The organism is Sphingomonas sp. NCPPB 2930, from assembly GCF_042867205.1.
In the GTDB taxonomy this organism is placed as follows: Bacteria; Pseudomonadota; Alphaproteobacteria; order Sphingomonadales; family Sphingomonadaceae; genus Sphingomonas.
Window position 1 is genome coordinate 214,954 of sequence record NZ_JBHZQU010000001.1, and the last position, 21,227, is coordinate 236,180.

General features: G+C 69.1%; 15 protein-coding genes. 11 read left to right on the forward strand and 4 right to left on the reverse strand.

Annotated features, from left to right (window positions below; translation table 11 throughout):
• Positions 1–14 precede the first annotated feature (14 nt).
• On the reverse strand, positions 15–3,317 hold the full coding sequence (locus ACFX59_RS00970; protein ID WP_387428759.1) for a glycosyltransferase: 3,303 nt from the start codon (positions 3,315–3,317) through the stop codon (positions 15–17).
• 190 nt (positions 3,318–3,507) lie between these two features.
• On the opposite strand from ACFX59_RS00970, the gene ACFX59_RS00975 reads away from it, so the two are divergent.
• Positions 3,508–4,257: an AcvB/VirJ family lysyl-phosphatidylglycerol hydrolase gene (locus tag ACFX59_RS00975; protein WP_387428761.1), complete on the forward strand. Its 750-nt coding sequence runs from the start codon at positions 3,508–3,510 to the stop codon at positions 4,255–4,257.
• A 27-nt stretch (positions 4,258–4,284) separates the two neighbouring features.
• On the opposite strand, the gene ACFX59_RS00980 is transcribed toward ACFX59_RS00975, so the two are convergent.
• The gene (locus tag ACFX59_RS00980) at positions 4,285–5,955 is read right to left on the reverse strand and encodes an alkaline phosphatase D family protein (protein ID WP_387428763.1); all 1,671 of its coding nucleotides are present in this window, start codon (positions 5,953–5,955) and stop codon (positions 4,285–4,287) included.
• Positions 5,956–6,129: 174 nt separating this feature from the next.
• Here ACFX59_RS00980 and ACFX59_RS00985 point away from each other — a divergent pair, with 174 nt between their 5' ends.
• Positions 6,130–8,562, forward strand: coding sequence for a TonB-dependent receptor (locus tag ACFX59_RS00985; RefSeq protein WP_387428766.1), 2,433 nt, complete (start codon positions 6,130–6,132; stop codon positions 8,560–8,562).
• Positions 8,563–8,661: 99 nt separating this feature from the next.
• Positions 8,662–9,597 carry a cell wall hydrolase gene (locus ACFX59_RS00990; protein WP_387428768.1) on the forward strand — a complete coding sequence of 312 codons (936 nt, stop codon included), beginning with the start codon at positions 8,662–8,664 and terminating at the stop codon, positions 9,595–9,597.
• A gap of 7 nt (positions 9,598–9,604) precedes the next feature.
• Here the strand turns inward: ACFX59_RS00990 and ACFX59_RS00995 are convergent, their stop codons facing one another.
• On the reverse strand, positions 9,605–10,300 hold the full coding sequence (locus tag ACFX59_RS00995; protein WP_307100087.1) for an HAD family hydrolase: 696 nt from the start codon (positions 10,298–10,300) through the stop codon (positions 9,605–9,607).
• A 93-nt stretch (positions 10,301–10,393) separates the two neighbouring features.
• On the reverse strand, positions 10,394–12,961 hold the full coding sequence (locus tag ACFX59_RS01000) for a PAS domain-containing protein (RefSeq protein ID WP_387428772.1): 2,568 nt from the start codon (positions 12,959–12,961) through the stop codon (positions 10,394–10,396).
• Between the two features lie 184 nt (positions 12,962–13,145).
• Between ACFX59_RS01000 and ACFX59_RS01005 the strand changes: the two genes are divergently transcribed.
• From ACFX59_RS01005 to ACFX59_RS01040, 8 genes are all read left to right on the forward strand, one after another.
• Positions 13,146–13,589 (forward strand): hypothetical protein, encoded by a 444-nt coding sequence (locus ACFX59_RS01005; RefSeq protein WP_387428774.1) that lies wholly within the window; start codon positions 13,146–13,148, stop codon positions 13,587–13,589.
• Between the two features lie 95 nt (positions 13,590–13,684).
• Entirely contained in the window at positions 13,685–15,127 is a 1,443-nt protein-coding gene (locus ACFX59_RS01010) for a PepSY-associated TM helix domain-containing protein (protein WP_387428777.1), read from the forward strand.
• A 71-nt stretch (positions 15,128–15,198) separates the two neighbouring features.
• Complete coding sequence (locus ACFX59_RS01015; RefSeq protein WP_387428780.1) at positions 15,199–15,717, forward strand: TspO/MBR family protein; 519 nt, start codon at positions 15,199–15,201, stop codon at positions 15,715–15,717.
• A 52-nt stretch (positions 15,718–15,769) separates the two neighbouring features.
• On the forward strand, positions 15,770–16,738 hold the full coding sequence (gene coxB, locus ACFX59_RS01020; protein ID WP_387428782.1) for a cytochrome c oxidase subunit II: 969 nt from the start codon (positions 15,770–15,772) through the stop codon (positions 16,736–16,738).
• Entirely contained in the window at positions 16,735–19,245 is a 2,511-nt protein-coding gene (ctaD, locus tag ACFX59_RS01025) for a cytochrome c oxidase subunit I (RefSeq protein ID WP_387428785.1), read from the forward strand. The genes coxB and ctaD overlap by 4 nt, the downstream gene beginning before the upstream one ends.
• The gene (locus ACFX59_RS01030) at positions 19,242–19,619 is read left to right on the forward strand and encodes a hypothetical protein (RefSeq protein WP_307100101.1); all 378 of its coding nucleotides are present in this window, start codon (positions 19,242–19,244) and stop codon (positions 19,617–19,619) included. Before ctaD ends, ACFX59_RS01030 begins: the two co-directional genes overlap by 4 nt.
• Positions 19,616–20,194 carry a cytochrome c oxidase assembly protein gene (locus tag ACFX59_RS01035; RefSeq protein WP_387428787.1) on the forward strand — a complete coding sequence of 193 codons (579 nt, stop codon included), beginning with the start codon at positions 19,616–19,618 and terminating at the stop codon, positions 20,192–20,194. The genes ACFX59_RS01030 and ACFX59_RS01035 overlap by 4 nt, the downstream gene beginning before the upstream one ends.
• Complete coding sequence (locus tag ACFX59_RS01040) at positions 20,191–21,225, forward strand: c-type cytochrome (RefSeq protein WP_387428790.1); 1,035 nt, start codon at positions 20,191–20,193, stop codon at positions 21,223–21,225. The genes ACFX59_RS01035 and ACFX59_RS01040 overlap by 4 nt, the downstream gene beginning before the upstream one ends.
• Positions 21,226–21,227 lie beyond the last annotated feature (2 nt).

Consider the following 21,227-nt stretch of genomic DNA (forward strand, 5'->3'; position numbering starts at 1 on the left):
GGTCGTCAGGGAATTTACGCCCCGACATTCCCCGTCCGCTCCAGCTTGCCCCAGCCGACGATCCACCCGCCGATCGCCGAGCTGATCGCGCGCAACACGACCCAGTACATGATCTGGCGATAGACCAGCCGCTGCGCGACCAGCAGATGTGCGGGGTAGCGCACCCGGTTGCCGTCCAGCCGATAGGCCAGCCAGCCGCACAGCACGTCGATCGCGGTGAACGCCGTCCAATAGGCCGCCATCTGGAATACGTCGGTGCTGGTCTGCGCCCAGCCATGCTGCGCCACCCGCACCGCCGTGCCGATGATCGACAGGACCAGCGCCAGGTCGATCAGCGGCGAGATCGCGGCGAAGATGATCTGGAACAGCCAGGCCTGGGGCAGACCCACGCGCGCGAGCCCGGCGGGCTGGCCGGTGCGGATCACCCGGCGATGCTTCCACAGGCATTGCAGCGTGCCGAACGCCCAGCGATAGCGCTGCTTGGCCAGCGCCTTGAAGCTCTCGGGCGCCTCGGTCCAGGCGACGGCGCGCGGGTCATAGGTGACGCGCCAGCCAGCCCGCTGGATCGCGATGGTCAGGTCCTGATCCTCCGCCAGCGTATTCTCGGGATAGCCGCCCACCGCGTCGAGCGCGGCACGCCGCCACGCCCCCACCGCGCCGGGCACCACCGTCATCGCGTCGAATCCGGCCAGCGCGCGGCGTTCCAGATTCTGCGCGGTGATATATTCGACCGCCTGCCAGCGGGTGACGAGGTTCACCCGGTTGCCGACCCGCGCATCGCCCGCCACCGCGCCCAGCTTCGGGTCGGCGAACCAGCGGGCGAGCTTGGCGATGGTGTCCGGTTCGAACTGGGTATCGGCGTCGAGCGCGATCACCACCTCGCCCGCCGCGTCCTGCAACGCGCGGTTCAGCGCCGCCGCCTTGCCGCCATTGGGCAGGGTGAGCAGCCGGACGCGCGGCTCGTCGGCAAAGGCCTCGCGCACCACCGCGCTGGTCCCGTCCTTCGATCCGTCATCGACCACGATCACCTGCAATCCCGGATAGTCGCTGGCCAGCACGCGGGTCACCGACTGGGCGATCACCCGTTCCTCGTTGAAGGCCGGGATGATGACCGAGACGCTGGGGGTATATTCCGGCGGCACCGGCTTGGACTTGCGCCCCTGGAACCAGGCGAGCCCCGCCATCACCACCGCGCGTGCGATGCCCAGCGCGATCGCCAGGTAGAACAGCCAGGCGAGCGATGCGGACAGGAAGGCCAGCACCACGAAGATCGCGACGTCGGTGCGCACCGCCAGCAGGTCCTTGCCGTCGACCACCGGCATCGCCTGGTCTCGGCTCACCCCGACCAGTTGCGAGGCGGCCACGAAGCGATAGCCCTGTGCGCGCAGCGTATCGATGATGCGCGGCAACGCCTCGACCGTCTGCTCGCGGTCGCCGCCGCCATCGTGCAGCAGGATGACATTGGCCGAATTATCGGCCGTCGCGCCGTTGACTTGATCGATCGTCTGCCGGACGATCTGGTCGGTGCCGGGACGCTGCCAGTCATTGGGATCGACGTGCAGCCCGACGACCGTATAGCCCAGATTCTGCGCGACCAGCGCCGGGTCGATCTCGTCGGCCGTCGTCGGCTCGGCGTCGCCGAAATAGGGGGCGCGGAACAGCGTCGTCGACCGGCCGGTATAGGCCTGGATCAGCCGCTTGGTCGCGTTCAGCTCCAGCTTGATCGTGCGCGCGCCCGTCGTCGCCATGTTGGGATGGGTATAGCTGTGGTTGCCCAGCTCGCTGCCGCCTGCGACGATGCGGCGGAGCAGCTGGGGATGCTGCAACGCGTTCTCGCCGATGACGAAGAAGGTGGCGGGCACATGCTCGCGCTCCAGCACGTCCAGGATCTTGGGCGTCCATTCGGCATCGGGCCCGTCATCGAAGGTCAGCGCGACCGTCTTGGGCAGCGCACCGGCGCGCTGCACGACATAGGGGGTCGGATAGGTGCGATAGACCTCATTACGGATCACCCCATCCTTGTCATAGCGCAGGTCGCGCTGCCCCTCGGTCGGCTGCGCGGTGATGCGCAGGATCTCGCCCGTCCCCTCGACATCGACGTTCAGCGGCGAGGCGACCGCGCCCAGCCGCGGGATGACCCCGCGCGCCGTGCTGCGGAACGCGGCGAAATCCGCCCACAGGCCAGGATCTTCCGACCCCAGCTGCCAGAAGGCGATATCGTCGATCCCAAGCCGCTTCAGCGCCTGGAGCTGGTTCCAGCTGGTCGCGGCGTCGAGCATCCAGACGGTGTGATGCTCGCCATTCTCGTCATAGGCGAAACCGGCATTGCCGCTGGCCGGGTCGAAGCTGACCTTCGCCTGGCTGTCATGCGCGATCAGCCAGGCTTCCTCGATCGACTTGGACTCCGCCGGGCCCTTGGCGGGCCAGTCATAGGCATAGCTGCCGAGCGCGACGATCAGCTTGTCGCGGCCGACCTCGCGCAGCGCCTTTTCGGAGGATTGCAGGAACCAGGGCTGCGCCGCGATCGGGCCGGGGGTGCCGGTCTGCCAATGCTGGTCATAGGCCATCAGGATGATGCGGTCGACGACGCGCGCCAGCCGCTGCAACTGCCACGCCTCGTCCTCGGCGGGGACGGTGACGGCCAGCACCGCGCCCTTGGGCAGATGCGCCTTGATCCGCTGGAGCAGCCGGGGATAGCCCGCCATGGCGCTGGCGGGCAGGTTCTCGAAGTCGATGACCAGGCCCGACTGGCGGTTGGCCGTCACCGACTGGCCGAGCCGGGTCGCCAGCTTCTCGGACGCCGCCGGGCTGGCGATGATCCGCGCGATCGTCGTGCCGTCCCATTCGTCGGCGGTCAGGTTCTGGACCATCGGCAACAGCCGGGGCGGCCGGGCGGCGCGGGCCAACAGGGTGGCGAGCTTGGGATCGTTGCTGATCGTCAGTTCGCCCTTGGCGCCCGCGACGTTCATCAGGCTGGGCACCAGCCAGTCGATCTGGCCCATATGCGCATGGAGCGACGCCAGCGCCGAGTCATTGCCGGGCGTGTAGAAGGCGATGGTCAGCGGGCTATGCCCCTGCGCGACCGACCGGCGCGGCAACCATGCGCCGCGCCGCCCCTTCAGCTGCGCGGTCGGCTCCAGCGTCATCGCCTGGCGCCGCGCGAAGGGCAGCGGCAGCACGCCCGAGTTGGGCACCGCGACCAGGGTGGTGGCAAAGGCGATCGCGGCGACGATCACCGACAGGATCAGGACGGCCACCGCACGCCGCGCCCACGCGCCCCGACGGCCCGTCGGGTCAAAGAAGATCGGCTTGGTCACTGCGTCGGTCCCCGGTTCGTTACCATATGATGCGGGTGCCCCTATGCCGCCCGCATGTTTCCATCCCCCCGCCGATGGCAGACGTCGCGCATAGAGCGGGTGATCGCGATATTACAGATTTTTCATGTGACGGCCGCGCCCCGACACATCGATGCATGGCAAGTAGCCGCCCGACCCTTTAGGAAAGGTTATGTCCGTTCTACTTTCACGTCTTGGCCGCCATCGGGGGCGTATCCTTGCCGGGGTTGCGGCATTGCTCGTCGGCGGTATCGCCATCCTGCTCTATTCAGGCAATTATTTTGCCCGCGACCCGGTCACGCGCTTTCCGGCGCAGGGGCGGGCACAGCCGATCCTGGTCCTGTCCCTGTCGGGCGACATGGGGCTGCGCTATGGCATGGGGGGCGTGGTGGCGCGCGGCCTGAGCGCGGCGGGGATCGAGGTCATCGGCATCAATTCGCCGGTGCTGTTCCGGATTCACCGGACGCGCGAACAGGTCGATGCGGTCATCGCCGACGCGGTCCGCCGCGCCGTCGCGGAGGCGGGCGACCGGCGGCTGGTGCTGGTGGGGCAATCCTATGGCGCGGACATGCTCCAGACCGGGCTGGCGCACCTGCCCGCCGATCTGCGCGCACGGGTGGCGGCGATCGTGCTGGTGGTGCCGGGGCAGACCGCCTTCTTCCGCTCCGACCCGACCGGGATCGCCTATATGGGCAAGCCGGACAGCTATGCCATCACCACCGCGCGTACGATCGACTGGGCCCCGCTCACCTGCATCTACGGGCTGAAGGAAAAGGACAGCCTGTGCCCCTTGCTGAAGGGCGGTCCGGCCAGGGTGATCGGCCTGCCCGGCAATCATTTTCTGGACCATGATGACGCAAAGCTGGTCGCCGCCGTGCTGGCGGCGGTGCACGGCGGCCCCTCCCCCGCCGCCCGACGGTAACGACGGAGGAAGGGCGCGCGCCGCCGGTCAGACCGGCAGCGGCTCGATCGGCGCGACGGCGCCGGTCCGCGTCCGCCAGATCGCCGCACAGCCCGGCGCATAGGGCTTGGCCATGACGGTCGAGACGGTCATGTAGCGCGCCGTCGCGCTGTCGCGGGTCAGCGTCAGATGCAGCCAGCCCTTGTCCTCCTGGTCGCAGAAGCGGACGACCTTCGGATTGGCCGCCGCGATCTCGCGGCCGATGCCGGGCATCATGTCGCCCCAGGATGGGCTGGTGATCGAGGTGCCCGCGAACTCCGCCGCGACCAGCGTGCCGTTCGCATCGTACAGGTCGTTCGCCCAGGCCGCATGGCTGTCGCCCGACAGGACGACCGGCCGACTGCCCGCGCGGCGAAAGGCGGCATAGAGCCGCTCGCGCGCCGCCGGATACCCGTCCCAGCTGTCGAAGTTGAGCGGCAGGCCCGCGCGATACCCAGCCTGCGCCTTGGCCAGATTGCGATGCTCGGTTTCGGACAGGCGTTCGGTCAACCTGGCATAGCCCGCCGGGCCCATCTGCTTTTCCAGATCGGGGCCGTCGATCCGCGCCATCACCACCTGGTTGCCGATCACCTGCCACGGCGTGCCCGCCTTGACCGAGCGGGTCAGCGTCCGTTCGATCCAGTCCAGCTGGTCCGCGCCCAGCAGTTCGCGGTCGGGTCGGGCCCGCTCGGCCATCATCGCGGCATATTCGTCCGGCTCGGGCGCCGCGCCCTTGGCATGGACCTGCTTCGACCGGGCGAGCAGCCGCGTCTCGACCATCACCAGCGTCGCCAGATCGCCGAAGTCGAAGCTGCGGTTGATCGCCTCCCAGGGCTGGCCGGGCCGGGGATCGCGGATCGGCATCCACTCGAAATAGGCCTGCATCGCCGCCGCCTTGCGCCGGCCCCAGTCGCCCTCGGTCGCGGGCTGGTGGTTCTCCGCGCCGCCGATCCAGTCGTCATTGGCGACCTCATGATCGTCCCACACGCAGATAAAGGCGGCGCGGGCATGCGCGGCCTGCATGTCGGGGTCGCGCTTCACCTGGGCATGACGCTGGCGGTAATCGGCGAGCGTCACGATCTCGTGCGCGGGTTCGGGCAGGCGGTTGAGTTTGTGCCCGCGATCCGTGCCATAGCCGTCCGCGCCATATTCATAGATATAGTCGCCCAGATGCAGCACCGCGTCGAGCCGCTCGGTCTTCACGATCGCGTCATAGGCATTGAAGAAACCGCCGGGATAGAGCTGGCACGACACCACTGCCAGCACGACATCCTCGACGGCCCCGCGCGGCAGGGTGCGGAACCGCCCCTCGGGCGAGCGCAGGCCCGCCGCCTCGAACCAGTAGCGATAATCGCGGCCGGGCTGGAGGCCGGTCACCTCGACCTTGGCGGTGTGGTCGCGCGCGGCGCGTGCGGAGACGCGGCCCGTGCGCAGGCCCACCGCATCATGACCGCCGATCGGCGCGACATGCCAGGTCAGCGCCACGTCCCGCGCCGCATCGTCCTCCGCCGGGGTGGCGCGAGTCCACAGGATCGCGCCGTCGGGAGCCGGGTCGCCACTCGCCACGCCATGGTCGAAGCGCACCGCGCCGGTCGCGGCCTGCGCCATTCCGGCGGGCATGGCCAGCGCGGCCCCGCTTCCCATCAGCGCCATCGCGCGGCGTCGGTTCATGATCGTCATCGTGTCAGTCCTTTCGGACGGCACGGCTAATCCCCGCCCACGACAGGGGGATGGCGTGCGGATGACGGTTTGGCGACACCGGTGGAACGCCGTCACGGATTTGAAACAAGCCGGACACCGACTGGTAATCCCTGCTAACTACGAAGCCCGAAACAAAGTCCTTCGGGGGGAAAAATGCATTCGACCACAGGCCGCCTGACGGTGGCCACAATCCTGCTCGGCCTGTCGCAGACGGCCCTCATCGCACCGGCGGGGGCGCAGGCGATGATCCAGCCGCAAAGCGATCCGCGCGATGCGGACGACAAGGCCGACGTCATCGTCACCGCGCAGAAGCGCGAGCAGCGGATCGCGGACGTGCCGCTGACCGTCACCGCCGTCACCGGCGCGCGGATGGCCGATCTGGGCGTCAATTCGCTGTCCGAGGTCGCGCAATATATCCCCGGCCTCCAGATCCAGGAGCAGAGCGCGAACAGCCCCGGCTTCGTAATCCGGGGCATCACGTCGGACTCCGGCTCGGCGCAGCAGGGCGCGCGCGTCACCGTCTATTACAACGGCATCGACACCAGCCGGAAGCAGGGCGCCTATCAGGACCTGTACGATATCGAACGGATCGAGGTCGCCAAGGGACCGCAGGCGACGCTGTTCGGCACCGCCGCCGCAGTCGGCGCGATCAGCATCATCTCGGCGCGTCCCCGTGCGGGGACCGAAAGCGGGATCGTCGCCTCCTATGGCAATTTCGACCGCAGCCAGGTGTCGGGTTTCCTGAATGCGGGCAACGACGTGCTCGCGGGGCGCATCGCCTTCGCCTATAAATATCGCGACGGCTATGTCCGCAACATCGCGGGGGACCCGAAAATCCCCAACCGGAATCAGGGCCGCGTCGACCAGGACGACCTGAACGGACAGGACCAGCGCGGCCTGCGCGGATCGCTGCGCTGGACGCCCAACAGTTCGCTGACCGCCGACCTGATCCTGACCTATGACGGACAGCGCAATCCCGGCACCGCGTTCAAGAGCCGGGTCTTCGCCCCCACCGGCGGACAGACGGGGGATTACGGCTATGCCGAGCTGTCGGGTTCGCCCTTCTCCGCCGAAGTGCTGGGCGCGCGCAAGCTGGGGCTGACGCGCAACGTCTATGACGCCAACCTGACCGTCGCGGTCGATGTCGCGCCGGGCATCACCTTCACCACGGTCAACGGCTATCGCCGGTTCGATGCGCTCGAGGTCTTCGACGCCGATGGCGGCCCCGCCTGGTATCTGGAGTTCGGCGAGGATGCGCGCGGCGACCAGTGGAGCCATGAGGGCCGCTTCGCCTTCGAGGGAGCCAAGGCTCGCGCCTCGTTCGGCTGGAACGCCTTCTTCGAAAACGGGCAGCAGCGGGTGCCCTTCTCGACCGAGGAAGGCACCTATCTGGCCTGTTCGGTCGCGCGCGACTTCGCCCCCATCCGCCAGATGCTGAACGCCGCCGGACTGCCGACCGGCACCGCCTGCGTCGCGGCCAACGGCACCATCCCGGCGACACGCGCCACCGCGATCCTGTCGCGCGGGGCCGCGACCGTCCTGCCCTATAGCGCCAGCTTCGCCAATGACGGGCGCAACAACAGCTATTCGGTGTTCGGCGACGCCAGCTGGATGCCCACCCCGGCGCTGGAGCTGACCGCGGGTGCGCGCGTGCTGATCGAGGACCGGCGTTCGGCCTATAGCTCGGTCATGCCCGACAGCCGGTTGCTGGCGGGCGCGGGCATCTTCACCAGCCTGCTCGGCGCGGCCAATACCAAGGGACAGGTCTTCACCGCGCAGCGCAGCTATGCCGCGATCCTGCCGCGCTTCAACGCGCTCTATCGGCTGGGCGGCGGGGTGAACCTCTATGCGACGATCAGCAAGGGTCGCCGCTCGCCGGTGGTCCAGCTCGATGCGCAGCGCGTCGTGCCGCTCAGCGTCGCCAATTCGGGCGCGGTGCCCCGGTTGCAGATCGTGCCCGAGGAAAGCGTCTGGAATTACGAGGGCGGCATCAAGGGGCGGGTCGGCCCCTTCTCCGGCGCCGCCTCGGTCTTCTACCAGCGTTACAAGGGTTTCCAGGTCTCGGTCTTCGAAAACGGGCTGACCGTCACGCGCAGCGCGGGCTCGGCGAACAATATCGGGGTCGAGCTGGAGGGCAATCTGGCGGTCCATCGCTGGCTGAACCTGTTCGCGACCTTCGCCTATATCGATGGCGGCATCGCCAACGATCCGGCCAATGGCGTGTTCGCGGGCAACCGCTTCCGGCTCCAGCCCGATACGACCGCCTCGGGCGGGGCGAGCCTGCGCATTCCCGTCGGCGCGTCGGCGACCTTCTATGCGACGCCCAGCGCGACCTATCGCTCCAAGGTGTTCTTCGAGCTGCCCAACAGCGCGGCGATTTCGCAGGGGGGCTATACGCTGGTCAATCTGCGCGCCGGGCTGGAATTCGGCGACCGGGGCCGGTTCCATGTCGGGGGCTTCGCGCGCAACCTGACTGACAAGCGCTATCTGATCGATGCCGGGAATACCGGCGGCATGTTTGACGCGCCCACCTATATCGCGGGCGAGCCGCGCTTCTATGGCCTGGAGGCGGGCGCGCGCTTCTGACGGCGAACAGACGCGTCCGTTTCCGGTGACTTAACCGCTTTCTAACCCTGTCCGCCCTAGAGCGGCGTCCATGAACGGGCGGGCTGGAAAGCGGATGTCATGCGGCGCTGGCTGATGTTGATCACGACATTGGCGGTCGCCACCTCGTGCACGCCGGTGCGCCGGGCCCGTCCGCATCTGACGCTGGACGTGCCGCCGCCGACCACGCGGACGCTGCTGCGCCAGCTCGCGCTCGACGTGCCCGAGACCGACCTGCCCGAGACGCTGGCGCCGGGCACCCCGATCGAGATGGCCGCCGCCCCCGCCTTCCACGGCATCGCCCGCACCGCGCGGGACGCGGCGCGCGCAGCCGAATGCCTGACCGCCGCCATCTATTACGAGGCGCGCTCCGAGCCGGTCGACGGCCAGCGTGCGGTGGCACAGGTGGTGCTGAACCGCGTGCGCGACCGCGCCTTTCCCAAGAGCATCTGCGGCGTCGTCTATCAGGGTTCGGATCGCTCGACCGGGTGCCAGTTCAGCTTCACCTGCGACGGGTCGATGAACCAGCCGCGCGACCCCAACGCCTGGGCCCGCGCGGCGGCGGTGGCGCAGGGCGCGCTGGCGGGGCTCGTCTATGCGCCGGTCGGTGCGGCGACCTTCTACCACGCCAATTACGTCCTGCCCTGGTGGGCCTCCAGCCTGAACCGGATCGGCGCGGTGGGCAGCCATATCTTCTATCGCTGGCGCGGCGCGCTGGAGCGCGACCTGTCCTTCCGACAGGGCTATGCCGGTGTCGAGCCCGCCATCCCAGTCCGCGCCGCCGCCCCGGCCATGGCCGACAGCATCGCCGCCGTCGCGCCCGAGGCGGTCAACGGCGTGACCATCCATCGGGGCGATCCCTCGCGCCTCGTCGCCGATGACGGCCCCGAGATGGCGCCCGCGCTCAAGGTGCCGGTGACGACCGCCGGGGTCCGCATCCATCGCAACGGTTTCGCGCATGACCGCCCCGATGTTTCGCAAGGGGCCATTGTCGGCGAGGAAAGCGATCCGGGCTGAAGCCCGCTCAGCCGATCGTGTCGATCCAGTCGGGCAGGTCGCCCAGCCGGTCGAGTTGCCGGAAGCGCGGATGATCCTGCGGCACCTCCCCCGCTTCATGGCTCCAGGCCAGCGGCTGGGGGATATAGGCCGCCCAGGCCCCCGCCTTCAGCGCGGGCAGGATGTCCGAGCGCATCGAGTCCCCCGCCATCACCGCCGCTTCCGGCGCGACGCCGTGGCGATCGAAGATGCGCGCGAAGGTATCGGGCGTCTTGTCGCTGACGATCGCGACATCGGCGAAATGCGCCCCCAGCCCGGAGGCCGCCAGCTTGGCTTCCTGATGCAGCAGGTCGCCCTTGGTCACCAGCACCAGCCGCCCCCGCCCGGCCAGCGCCGCCATCGTCTCGGCGATGCCGTCGAGCAGTTCGACCGGATGCGCGAGCAACCGCCGCCCCGCCTCCAGCAGCCGTGCGACCAGCTCGGTCGGCAGGGTCGGCCCGGCCAGTTCCACCGCCGTCTCGATCATCGACAGGGTGAAGCCCTTCGCGCCATAGCCATAGAGCCGCAGATTGCGCCCCTCGCACGCCTCCAGCGTCGCGCGCGCCACCCGCGCCTCGGCAAAGGGGGCGAGCAGGCCGACCAGCGCCTCCTCGGTCTCGGCGAAATGCCGCATATTGTGCCAGAGCGTGTCGTCCGCATCCAGGCAGATGAGTTCGATCGCCATGCCCATATCTCCCGTTACGCGCCGCTTTCCATCACGTTTCAGGGATGATGCGCAAGCCCGGCCGGGCGCGCGCCCGGGTGCCGTCACGGCGGATCACGACGCGTGGGGATCGTACCGTCGCGCGCCCGCGCCCATCGCCGCCTGGATGCCCGTGACCAGCGCATCCACCGTGAAGGGCTTGGTCAGCAGCTGCATCCCCGGCGCCAGATGCCCGCTGTTCAGCACCGCGCTCTCCGCATAGCCGGTGATGAACATGATATTCAGATCGCGGCGGAGTTCCCGTCCCGCCTCGGCCATCTGTCGCCCGTTCATGCCGCCGGGGAGCCCGACATCGGTGACGAGCAGGTCAATCCGCCGGTCCGAGCGGAGCAGGGCGAGCCCGGCGGCGCTGTCGCCCGCCTCGATCACCCGGTAGCCCATGTCGCGCAGCACGTCGGCGATCATCAGCCGCACGGTCGCCTCGTCATCGACGATCAGCACCGTCTCGCCCGCGCCGCTTGCACTTTCGCGCGCGGCGGCGGGGCCGGACTGCTCCGTCTCGACCAGGCCGTCATGGCGCGGCAGATAGAGGTGGACGGTCGTCCCCTCGCCCGGCGTCGACTGGATGCGGACCTGGCCGCCCGACTGTTGGGCGAAACCATAGATCATGCTCAGCCCCAGCCCGGTCCCCTGCCCCAGCGGCTTGGTGGTGAAGAAGGGGTCGAACGCCTTTTCGATGACGTCGGGGGTCATGCCGGTCCCGGTATCGGTAACGCACAGCACCAGATAGTCGCCCTCGGGTATGTCGCCGAAGCGCGCATTGTCATCGGCGAGGTGCCGGTTGACCATCTCGATCGTGATCCGCCCGCCCTCGGGCATGGCGTCCCGCGCGTTGATGCACAGGTTCAGAAGCGCATTCTCGAGCTGCGGCGCATCGACCAGCACGGTCCACAGATCGTCCGCGCCGCGCGTCTCCAGCGTGATGGCCGGGCCGACCGTGCGCTGGATCAGGTCGGTCATGCCGCCGACCAGCGCGGCGATATCGGTCGCGCGCGGGGCGAGAGTCTGGCGCCGCGAAAAGGCGAGCAGCCGGTGGGTCAGCGCCGCCGCCCGTCGCGCCGCGCCCTGCGCCGCGTCCATGTAACGGTCGACATCGGCGATGCGCCCCTGCGACAGCCGCAACGCCATCAGTTCGAGCGAGCCCGAGATACCGGCGAGCAGATTGTTGAAATCATGCGCCAGCCCGCCGGTCAGCTGTCCCACCGCCTCCATCTTCTGCGACTGGCGCAGCGCCTCCTCGGCGCGCATCAGCTCGGCGGTGCGGTCGGCCACGCGCTGTTCGAGCTGGTCGGTCAGCGCGCGCAGTTCGGCGATCGCGCAGTCGCGTTCCGCCTCCAGCGCCCGGCGACTGCCGACATCGATCAGCACGCCGGGGAAATGCAGCGGGGTGCCGTCGGGCGCATGATCGACCCGCCCGTTCGCCTCCAGCCAGTGATAATGGCCGTCGCGGCGGCGCACGCGATATTGATGCGCATAGGCGCCGCCCCGTGCGATCGCCTCGTCGATCGCCTCGGCCAGCCCCGCGCGGTCGTCCGGGTGGACCGTCTCCACCACCTGCGCCAGGCTCAGCCCGTCATGGCCGAGCGCGGGGTCCAATCCGAAGGTGCGCGCGAACGGCTCGTCCACGGTGAAACGGTCGGTCGGCAGGTCCCAGAACCAGGTGCCGATGATCGCCCCGGCCTCCAGCGCCAGTTGCACCCGCTCGGCATTCTGACGGGCGCGGGCCTCGCTCTCGCGCAGCTGGTGCTCGACGCGGATCCGCTGGGTGATGTCGAAGCTGACACCCGGAAAGCGGACGCAGCGCCCCGTCGCGTCGGGAATGCAGCGGCCTTGCGCCGACACCCAATGGACCGTGCCATCGGCCTCGACCAGCCGATATTCGGAGATGAAGCGCCCCTCCCGGCCGATGCCGGTCTCCGCCATCGCGACAGCGACCTCGGCCTGGACGCGCTCCCGATCGTCGGGGTGGATGCCCTGGAAGAATTCGGCGATCGGCATGCCCCGCTCGGCCGCCGCCGGATCGACCCCGTACATCGCCGCGAAACGCGCATCGGAGCGGACCGAGTCGTTGCACACGTCCCAGTCCCACAGGCCGACATGCGCGCCCGAACTCAGCGCCAGGTCCAGCCGCTCGTCCGCCTCGCGCTGTCGCCGTTCGGCCAGCACCCGCGCGGTCGTCTCGCCCGTGACGCAGACCATGCCCGCAATCCCGCCGTCGTCATCGAAGACCGGCGAATAGGAAAAGGTCCAGTAGCTTTCCTCGGGCCGCCCCTCGCGCGCCAGGTCGAGCCGCATGTCGGTGACCTGCGCGACCCCGCCCGACAGCGCCTTGTCGACCAGCGGCGAGATGTCGTCCCAGATGCTGCCCCACAGGATGCGGAACGGCATGCCCATCGCCGTCGCCGCGCGATAGCCCAGGATCGGACGATAGGCGTCGTTGTAGAAGGAGATCAGGTCCGGCCCCCAGACCAGATACATCGGCACCGGACAGGCGAGCATCGTCGCCAGCTGGCATCGCAGCGCGACCGGCCATGTGCCCGGCGCGCCGAGCGACGTCGCGCCCCAGTCGAAGGCGGTGATCTCCTCCACCACCTGGCCCGACAGGCCGCGTAGGAATTCCAAAGATGATTGCGCCATCATGCCATTGTCTAACGATGCGTCGCCGGGTGCCATAATACGGTATAGAAGCAACAGTCTTCAGAAATCGTTAGCCTTTTCCCCATGAACCGTCGTCAGGCGGCCCGGTCGCGCGCCAAAGTCGATCTGTCCGGGTGACAGGCCGGACCGGGGCGGTTAGGCCGGTCGGGTGACGGCGATCCGAAGCCTGCTCGCGCAACGCCATGGGGCCGTGCTGCTGTGCGCGGCGGCGTTGCTGCTCAGGCTGATCGTGCCGACCGGCTATATGATCGGCGCTGTCGGGGGGCATATGGCGATCACTTTGTGTCCGGGCAGCGCCGCTCCGCCCGCCCATGCCGCCCCGCCGATGACGCATGGCCACGGCCATGGCATGACCGCCGCGACCGCCCCCGCCCATGGTTCGCACGACCATCGCGGGCGCGAGCATGGGGCCGACCTGCCATGCGCCTTTTCGGGGCTGTCCACGGCCGGGCTGGCGGCGGTCGATCCGGTCCTGCTGGACGCGTTCATCGCCTTCGTCATGGCGACGGGGCTGGTCGCGCCAGCCCTACCGCGCCCGGCTGAGCCGCTCCATCTCCGCCCGCCGCTTCGGGGACCGCCCGCACAACGCTGACCGCGTTTCGTCGGGTGTCGCACGCACGCGATGCCCCTTTCCGATCCTCGCCCCGTTATCGGCCATGCCGATACGGGCCGGTCGAAAGCGCCTTCATGCTGATATCGTCCCCGCAGCCGGACCGGTTCCCGTCCGGCGCCCCCTCCGCCTACCCCGCGTCGCACGCCGCCTTTCACCGCACCATCTGGCGATGGCATTTCTGGGCGGGATTGCTGGTCGCGCCCGTCCTGCTGATGCTCAGCGCGACGGGCGCCATCTATCTGTTCAACGGCGCGTTGAACGACGCGCTCTACCCCGGGCTGCGGTTCGTCGCGCCGCATCGCGGCGACGTCCCGATGTCGCGGATGATCGCGGCGGCGCTGGCGGCGCATCCCGGCTCCGCCTCGCGGGTCGACATGCCCGACACCGCCGATCGCGCCGCAGTCGTGTTCGTGACGCCCGACCATGGCGAACCGCTGCGCGTCGCGGTCGATCCCGGCACGGGGCGCGTGCTGGGCAGCGTGGTCTATGACCGCACCCTGGTTGGCTGGGCCGACGCCATGCACCGGTCGATGCTGATGGGCGTGGCGGGCGAGCGGCTGGTCGAGCTGGCGGTCAGCTGGGCGCTGGTCCTGCTGGTGACGGGAACGATCCTGTGGTGGCCGCGCGGGAACTGGCGCGCGGCGGGCACCCTCTATCCGCGCCTGTCGGGGCGCGGCCGGCGTTTCTGGCGCGACCTCCATGCGCCCCTGGGCCTGTGGAGCGTGGCGCTGATCGGCTTCCTGATCGTCACCGGCCTGCCCTGGGCGGGGATCAGCGGCCCGCTGCTCCACCGGGTCAGCGCGGCGGCGGGAATCGGCTATCCGCCCTCCTTCCGCCAGTACAACATCCCCCGGAGCGTCCCGATGAAGGCGGCGCTGGGCGAGGCACCCTGGACGCTGGAGGATGCGCCGATGCCGCAGTCGGGCATGGCCGCCATGTCGGGCGACCATGCCGATCACAGCCCCGCCACCCCCGGCACGACGCGCGATCCGGCGGTGATCCGGGGGACCGACCGGGTGACGGCGATCCTGGCCGCTCATGGCTGGTCGGGCAGCTATCGCCTGTTCCTGCCCAAGGGGCCGCGCGGCGTCTATACCATCTTCACCTATCCCGGCCGGCCGGAGGGGCAGAAGACGCTCTATATCGACCGATACACGTTCCGCCCGATCGGGCCGGAGGTCCGCTATGCCCAATATGGCATTGTCGGCCGTGCGGTGGAGTCCGGGGTGCAGTTGCACATGGGCCAGTATTTCGGGCTGGCGAACCAGTTGCTGATGCTGATCCCCTGCCTTGCCATCTGGGGGCTGACGATCAGCGGGGTCGCGATGTGGTGGAAGCGGCGTCCGGCGGGACGGCTGGGCGCGCCGCCGCGACTGTCGGGCGCGCGGATTCGCGGGCTGGTCGTCGCTTTGGTCGCCGCGGGTGTGATCCTGCCGCTGTTCGGCCTGTCGTTGCTGGTCGTCGCGCTGCTGGACCGCATCGCGGTGGCGATGCGGCGGGGAATGGCGCGGGCGTAAATTCGCAGGTCCGCTGAACGGCGGGGGCGCCTGCTCGTTGTCGCTCCGATCGCATGAGTTTCGGAGAGACGATGATGAACGCCACCCGCTCCACCGGATTGTCGCCGCTGATCGCGGGCGGCGCGGCGGCCGCCATACTGGGGCTGAGCGCGCTGGTCGGGCGGCGCAATGCCCCCGACCGGTCGCATCCGGGCATCCGCCGCTGGTATGCCCGGCTCGACAAGCCCGGCTTCACCCCGCCCGACAGGCTGTTCGGCGCGGTCTGGCCGGTGCTGGAGACGCTGGCGGGCGTGGGCGGCTATCGCCTGCTGCGCGCGCCTGCCTCTCCGCGTCGCAATGCGGCGGTGGCGCTGTGGCTGGGCAACAGCGCGATGATCGGCGGTTGGACCGAGCTGTTCTTCCGGGCCCGCCGCCCCGGTCCCAGCGCGGTCGCGGCAGGGGCGATGACCCTGGGCACCGCCACGCTGGCCGCCACCGCGTGGAAGATCGACCGCCCAGCCGCCGCCAGCGTGGTGCCGCTGGCCGCCTGGCTGGGCTTCGCCACCGTGCTGGCGAGCGAGGTCGCGCGTCGCAACCCGCCGGAAAAATGACGCTTAGATGAAGATTGCATGAACCGTTTCGCGACCGAAGCGTTCGGGCGGGATGCGGGGGACTAGCATCATCGGAACGATTGCGGCGGCCAGCCTTCTGACCGGATGCAATGTGCATCAGTCGACCCTGGCCCCGTTCGGCGCGGATGCGATCGATATTCGCCATCTCTTCATCATCATGCTGGTCGGCGCGGTGGTGATCGCGGCGGCGGTCGCGCTGTTGATGCGCCATGCCGTCCGCGCGCCAGAGGGGGCGATCAGCCATCGTGGCGGGATGCGGATCGTGCTGTGGCTGGGCGGGATCATCCCAACGATCGTCCTGCTGGGGCTACTCGCCTATTCGCTTCCCTATATGCGCCCGCGCCCGGTCGCGCCCGCCGACCTGCAGATCGCGGTCGATGGCGAGCAATTCTGGTGGCGCGTCACCTATCGCCCCGCCGCCGGGACCCCGGTCGAGAGCGCCAACGAGATCCGCATCCCCACCGGCCGCACCGTCGCCTTCCGGCTGGGCGCGGGCGATGTGGTGCACAGCTTCTGGATTCCGGGGCTGGCGGGCAAGATGGACATGATCCCCGGCCGCACCAACACGCTGGTCGTCCGCGCGGACAAGCCCGGCCGCTATCGCGGGCAATGCGCCGAATTCTGCGGCCTGTCCCATGCGCTGATGGCGTTCGACGTCATCGCCATGCCGCCCGCCGCCTTCGACGCCTGGCTGGCCGGGCAGCGCCGCCCGGCGGTGGCAAGCGATAGCGAGGGCGCGCGGCTGTTCGCCGCCAATGGCTGTGGCGGCTGCCATACGATCGCGGGCGTGACCGCGCGGACGCGGATCGGCCCCGACCTCACCCATTTCGGATCGCGCCGGACGCTGGCGGCGGGGATCCTGCCGATGACCCCCGCCAATGTCGCAGGCTTCATCCGCCACCCCGAAAAGACCAAGCCGGGCGTCCGTATGCCGTCCTTCCCGCAACTGTCGCAGGATCAGGCCATGGCCCTCACCCGCTATCTGCAAGGCCTGAAATGAGTCTCCACGCCCAGGACGATCTCGCCCTCCGCGCCGCGCAGGAGGAGAGGCTTCGCGCGGTATGGAAGCCGCCGAGCGGCCTGTTCCTGCGCTGGACCGACACGAACAACAACCGCGTCGGCGTCTGGTACACGCTGACCGCCTTCGGCTTCATGCTGTTCGCCGGGGTGCTGGCGCTCATCATGCGCACCCAGCTGGCGGTGCCCGACAACGACCTCGTCTCGGCGAACACCTTCAACCAGCTGTTCACGCTGCACGGCTCGGTGATGATGTTCCTGTTCGCCGTGCCGATGTTCGAGGCGGTGTCGATCATCCTGCTGCCCCAGCTGCTCGGCGCGCGCGACCTGCCCTTTCCCCGCCTGTCGGCCTTTGGCTATTGGAGCTTCCTGATCGGCGGCGTCTTCGTCTCCGGCTCGATTTTCTTCAACGCCGCGCCGGATGGCGGGTGGTTCATGTATCCGCCGCTGACCACCCGCACCGACCTGTCGGGGCTGGGCGCGGACATCTGGATGCTGGGCCTGTCCTTCATCGAGGTGTCGTCGGTCGCCGCCGCGGTCGAGCTGATCGTCGGCGTGCTGAAGTGCCGCCCGCCCGGGATGCGGCTGAACCTGATGCCGCTCTATGCCTGGTACATCCTGGTCGTGGCGGTGATGATCCTGTTCGCCTTCCCGCCATTAATCGCGGGCGACCTGTTGTTCGAGATGGAGCGGCTGCTGAACTGGCCCTTCTTCGATGCGGCGCGCGGGGGCGATCCGCTGCTGTGGCAGCACCTGTTCTGGATCTTCGGCCATCCGGAAGTCTATATCGTCTTCCTGCCCTCCATCGCGCTGTTCGCGATGATGATCCCGACCTTCGCGCAGCGGCATCTGCTCGGCTATCCATGGATCGTGCTGGCGGCGGTCGGCACCGCCTTCCTGTCGTTCGGCCTGTGGGTCCACCACATGTTCGCGACCGGCCTGCCCAAGATCAGCCTGGCCTTCTTCTCCGCCGCGTCCGAGGCGGTCGCCATCCCAACCGGCGTGCAGATCTTTGCCTTCATCGCCACGCTATGGGCGGGCAAGGTCAAATGGTCGACGCCGCTCCTCTATGCGAGCGGCAGCCTCGCCATCTTCGTCATCGGCGGGCTGACCGGGGTGATGGTCGCGGTCGCGCCGTTCGACTGGCAGGCGCATGACACCTATTTCGTCGTCGCGCATCTCCATTACGTGCTGATCGGCGGCACGCTGCTGCCGCTGTTCGGCGGGCTTTATTATTACTGGCCGCTGATCACCGGCAAGAAGCTGTCCGACCGGCTGGGGCGGACCGCCTTCTGGATCATGTTCGTCGGGGTCAACCTGACCTTCTTCCCGATGCACCTGTCGGGGCTGGAGGGGATGCCGCGCCGGGTCTTCACCTATCCGGCCGAGCTCAATATCGGCTGGCTCAACCTCGCCTCGACGGCGGGCTCCTATCTGTTCGCGACGGGCGTCCTGGTGCTGGTCATCGACCTGGCTCTGTCGCCGACCCGCGCCAAGGCGCCGCGCAATCCGTGGAACGCGGGCACGCTGGAATGGCTGGCGCATCCGGATGACGAGGATTGGGGCATCCGCTCGGTCCCGCTGATCGAGAGCCGCTATCCGATCTGGGACCAGAAGGATTTCGTCGCCAAGGTCGATGAGGGCCGCTTCTTCCTGCCCGATGCCGAGGAAGGCCGCCGCGAGACGATCATCACCTCGGTCCTCGATGCCAAGCCCGTCTCGGTAATCCGGCTGGGCACGCCCAGCGTCAAGCCGATGGCGACCGCCGTGGCGCTGGGCGCGGTGTTCATCCTGACCACCTATCATCTCTATTGGCTGGCCGCGCTGTTCGGGGTGGTGACGCTGGCGGCGATCGTCTGGTGGCTGTGGGATACCGCCGAAATTCCCGAAAAGCCCGAAAAGCCGATCGGTCACGGCATGCGCATGCCGCTCTATATCTCGGGGCCCGCCGCGCCGGGATGGTGGGCGATGTTCATCACGATGATGGCCGACGCGACCGCCTTTTCAGGCCTCGTCTTCGGCTATTATTTCTACTGGACGATCCATCCCGATTTCGGGGCCGGGTTCGACGGGCCCGGGGTCGGCGGGCCGATGCTGGCGCTGGGACTGTCGCTGGGCAGTTGGGTGGCGACGCTGGCGGCGCGCGAGGTCCATGCGCGGGGCGGCGTCACGGCGGCGCGCCTGATGCTGCTGGTCGGCGCGGGCGCGGCGGGGGCCAGCCTGTTCGCCGGGCTCGCCAGCCTGAGCGGGCTCGACCCCGAGGCCAATGTCTATCCGGCGATCGTCTGGGTCCTGGTCGTCTGGACCGTCGTCCACGCCGCCGTCATGGTCGTCATGCAGCTCTATACGCTGGCGCGCAGCCTGGCGGGTCGGATGACGACCACCCATGACGCCGACATCCGCAACATCACCGTCTATGCGCATTTCTTCGCGCTGACCGCGATCGTCACCTATCTGACGGTCGGATTGTTTCCGGAGACGGGGCTGTGAGGCGCTGGCTGAAGCGCGCGCATCGGCTGCGCGTCACGCTATGGACGCTGATCGTGCCGCCGACCGTCTGGGCGGTGCATTTCCTGCTCTCCTATCTCTGGGCGGCCGTCTCCTGCGCCAAGATCGGCGAATGGGCGCTGTTCCCCACCGTCTTCGCCATCGCCACGGCGGTCGCCTTGGTGATCATCGTCGCCTCGGGGCTGATCGCGTGGCAGCAGTCGCGCACGCCGGGCGATCCGCCGCCGCATAACGAGGGCACCGACATCGATCGGCTGCGCTTCCTGGCCTATTCGACGCTGCTATTGGCCGGGCTGAGCTTCATCGCGGTCGTCTTCACCGCGCTGCCGGTCCTCATGCTGGGGGATTGCCGGTGAGGCGCGGCGTGCTGATCGCGGGCCTCGCGCTGCTGCCGCTGGGCTGGATGCTCAGCCCGCTGGGCATGACCGGGCATATGGCCGCGCACATGATCGCGGTGGCGATCGCCGCGCCGCTCGTCGCGCTGGGGCTTCAGGGCCATGCGCTCGACCCCGCCGAGCGCTGGCCGCGCCTGGCCAGCCCGATGGTCGCCGCACTGGTCGAGGCGGTCGTGGTCTGGGGCTGGCACGTTCCCGCGCTCCGGCGGCTGGCGGATCACCAGCCGGTCTGGCTGGCGGTCGAGCAGGCGAGTTTCCTGATCGCGGGCCTCTGGCTCTGGTCCGCCGTTCTGGCGCCGCGTCACCGCGTGAGCGGGGTGGCCGCGCTGCTCGTCACCTCGATGCACATGACCCTGCTCGGCGCGCTGATCGGGCTCGCCCCGCGCCCGCTCTATAGCCATCACGGCGCGGGCGCGCTGGAGGATCAGCAGCTGGCGGGCGTCATCATGCTGCTGGTCGGCGGCATCGCCTATCTGTGCGGAGGTCTCGCGATGCTCGGCCGCTTGCTTCAGGTCCGGCAGGAGGCGCACGCATGACGATCCGCATCACCTGGAAACGCGTCGTCGCGACGCTGATCGGCCTGTTCGCGCTGGGCATGGCCTTTGCCTGGTCGGGGGTCATGAACCTCGCGGCGTCGAGCGGACACTGGGCGATCACCGACTGGTTCCTGCACTGGGCGATGCGCAACTCGGTGCGCACCCATGCGGCCTTCTCCTCGCCCAAGGACCCCGCCGACCCCAGCGGGCTGGTCAGCGCGGCGGGACATTTCGCCAATGCCTGCGCGGTCTGCCACGGGGCCCCCGGCCAGAAGCCCGCCCCCGTCATGCAGGCGGCCACCCCGCCCGCCCCCGATCTGGCGGTCAATGCGCGCGAATGGACCGACAGGCAGCTGTTCTGGATCCTGCAGCACGGCGTCAAATATACCGGCATGCCTGCCTGGGCGGTGCAGGACCGGCCGGACGAGGTGCGGCGGATGGTCGCCTTTGTCCGTCGCCTGCCCGACATGACCCCGGCCCAGTATCGCGCGCTGGTCGCCGACGCGTCGCCGGCGGTCGATCCGGACAATTGCACCGGATGCCACGGCACCGACGGTCGCGGGCGCGGGAGCCGCGACATTCCGATCCTGGGCGGACAGAACCCCGCCTATCTCCTCGCCGCGCTTCAGGGCTATGCGAACGGCACCCGGTCGAGCGCGGTGATGCAGCAGGTCGCGATGCGGATGGACCCCGCCGCGATGCAGGCCGCCGCGCGCCGTTTCGCCGCCATGCCGGGGCTTGGCGGTCGTCCTTCCGGTAACGCGGCGGCGGCGCGGATCGTGACGCAGGGCCTGCCCGAGCGCCAATTGCCCGCCTGTGCCAGCTGCCACGCGGCCGGCAAGCCCTATCCGGTGATCGCCGGACAACGCGCCAGCTATATCGCCGCGCGGCTCCGCCACTGGCAGGGCGACAAGAATGTCGTCGATGCGCGCAAGAGCCATGCGACCATGCCCGTCATCGCGCGACGCATCCCCAAGGAGATGATCGACCCGCTGGCCCGGTATCTGGCTGGCGAAGGCGAGCCCCGCTGACC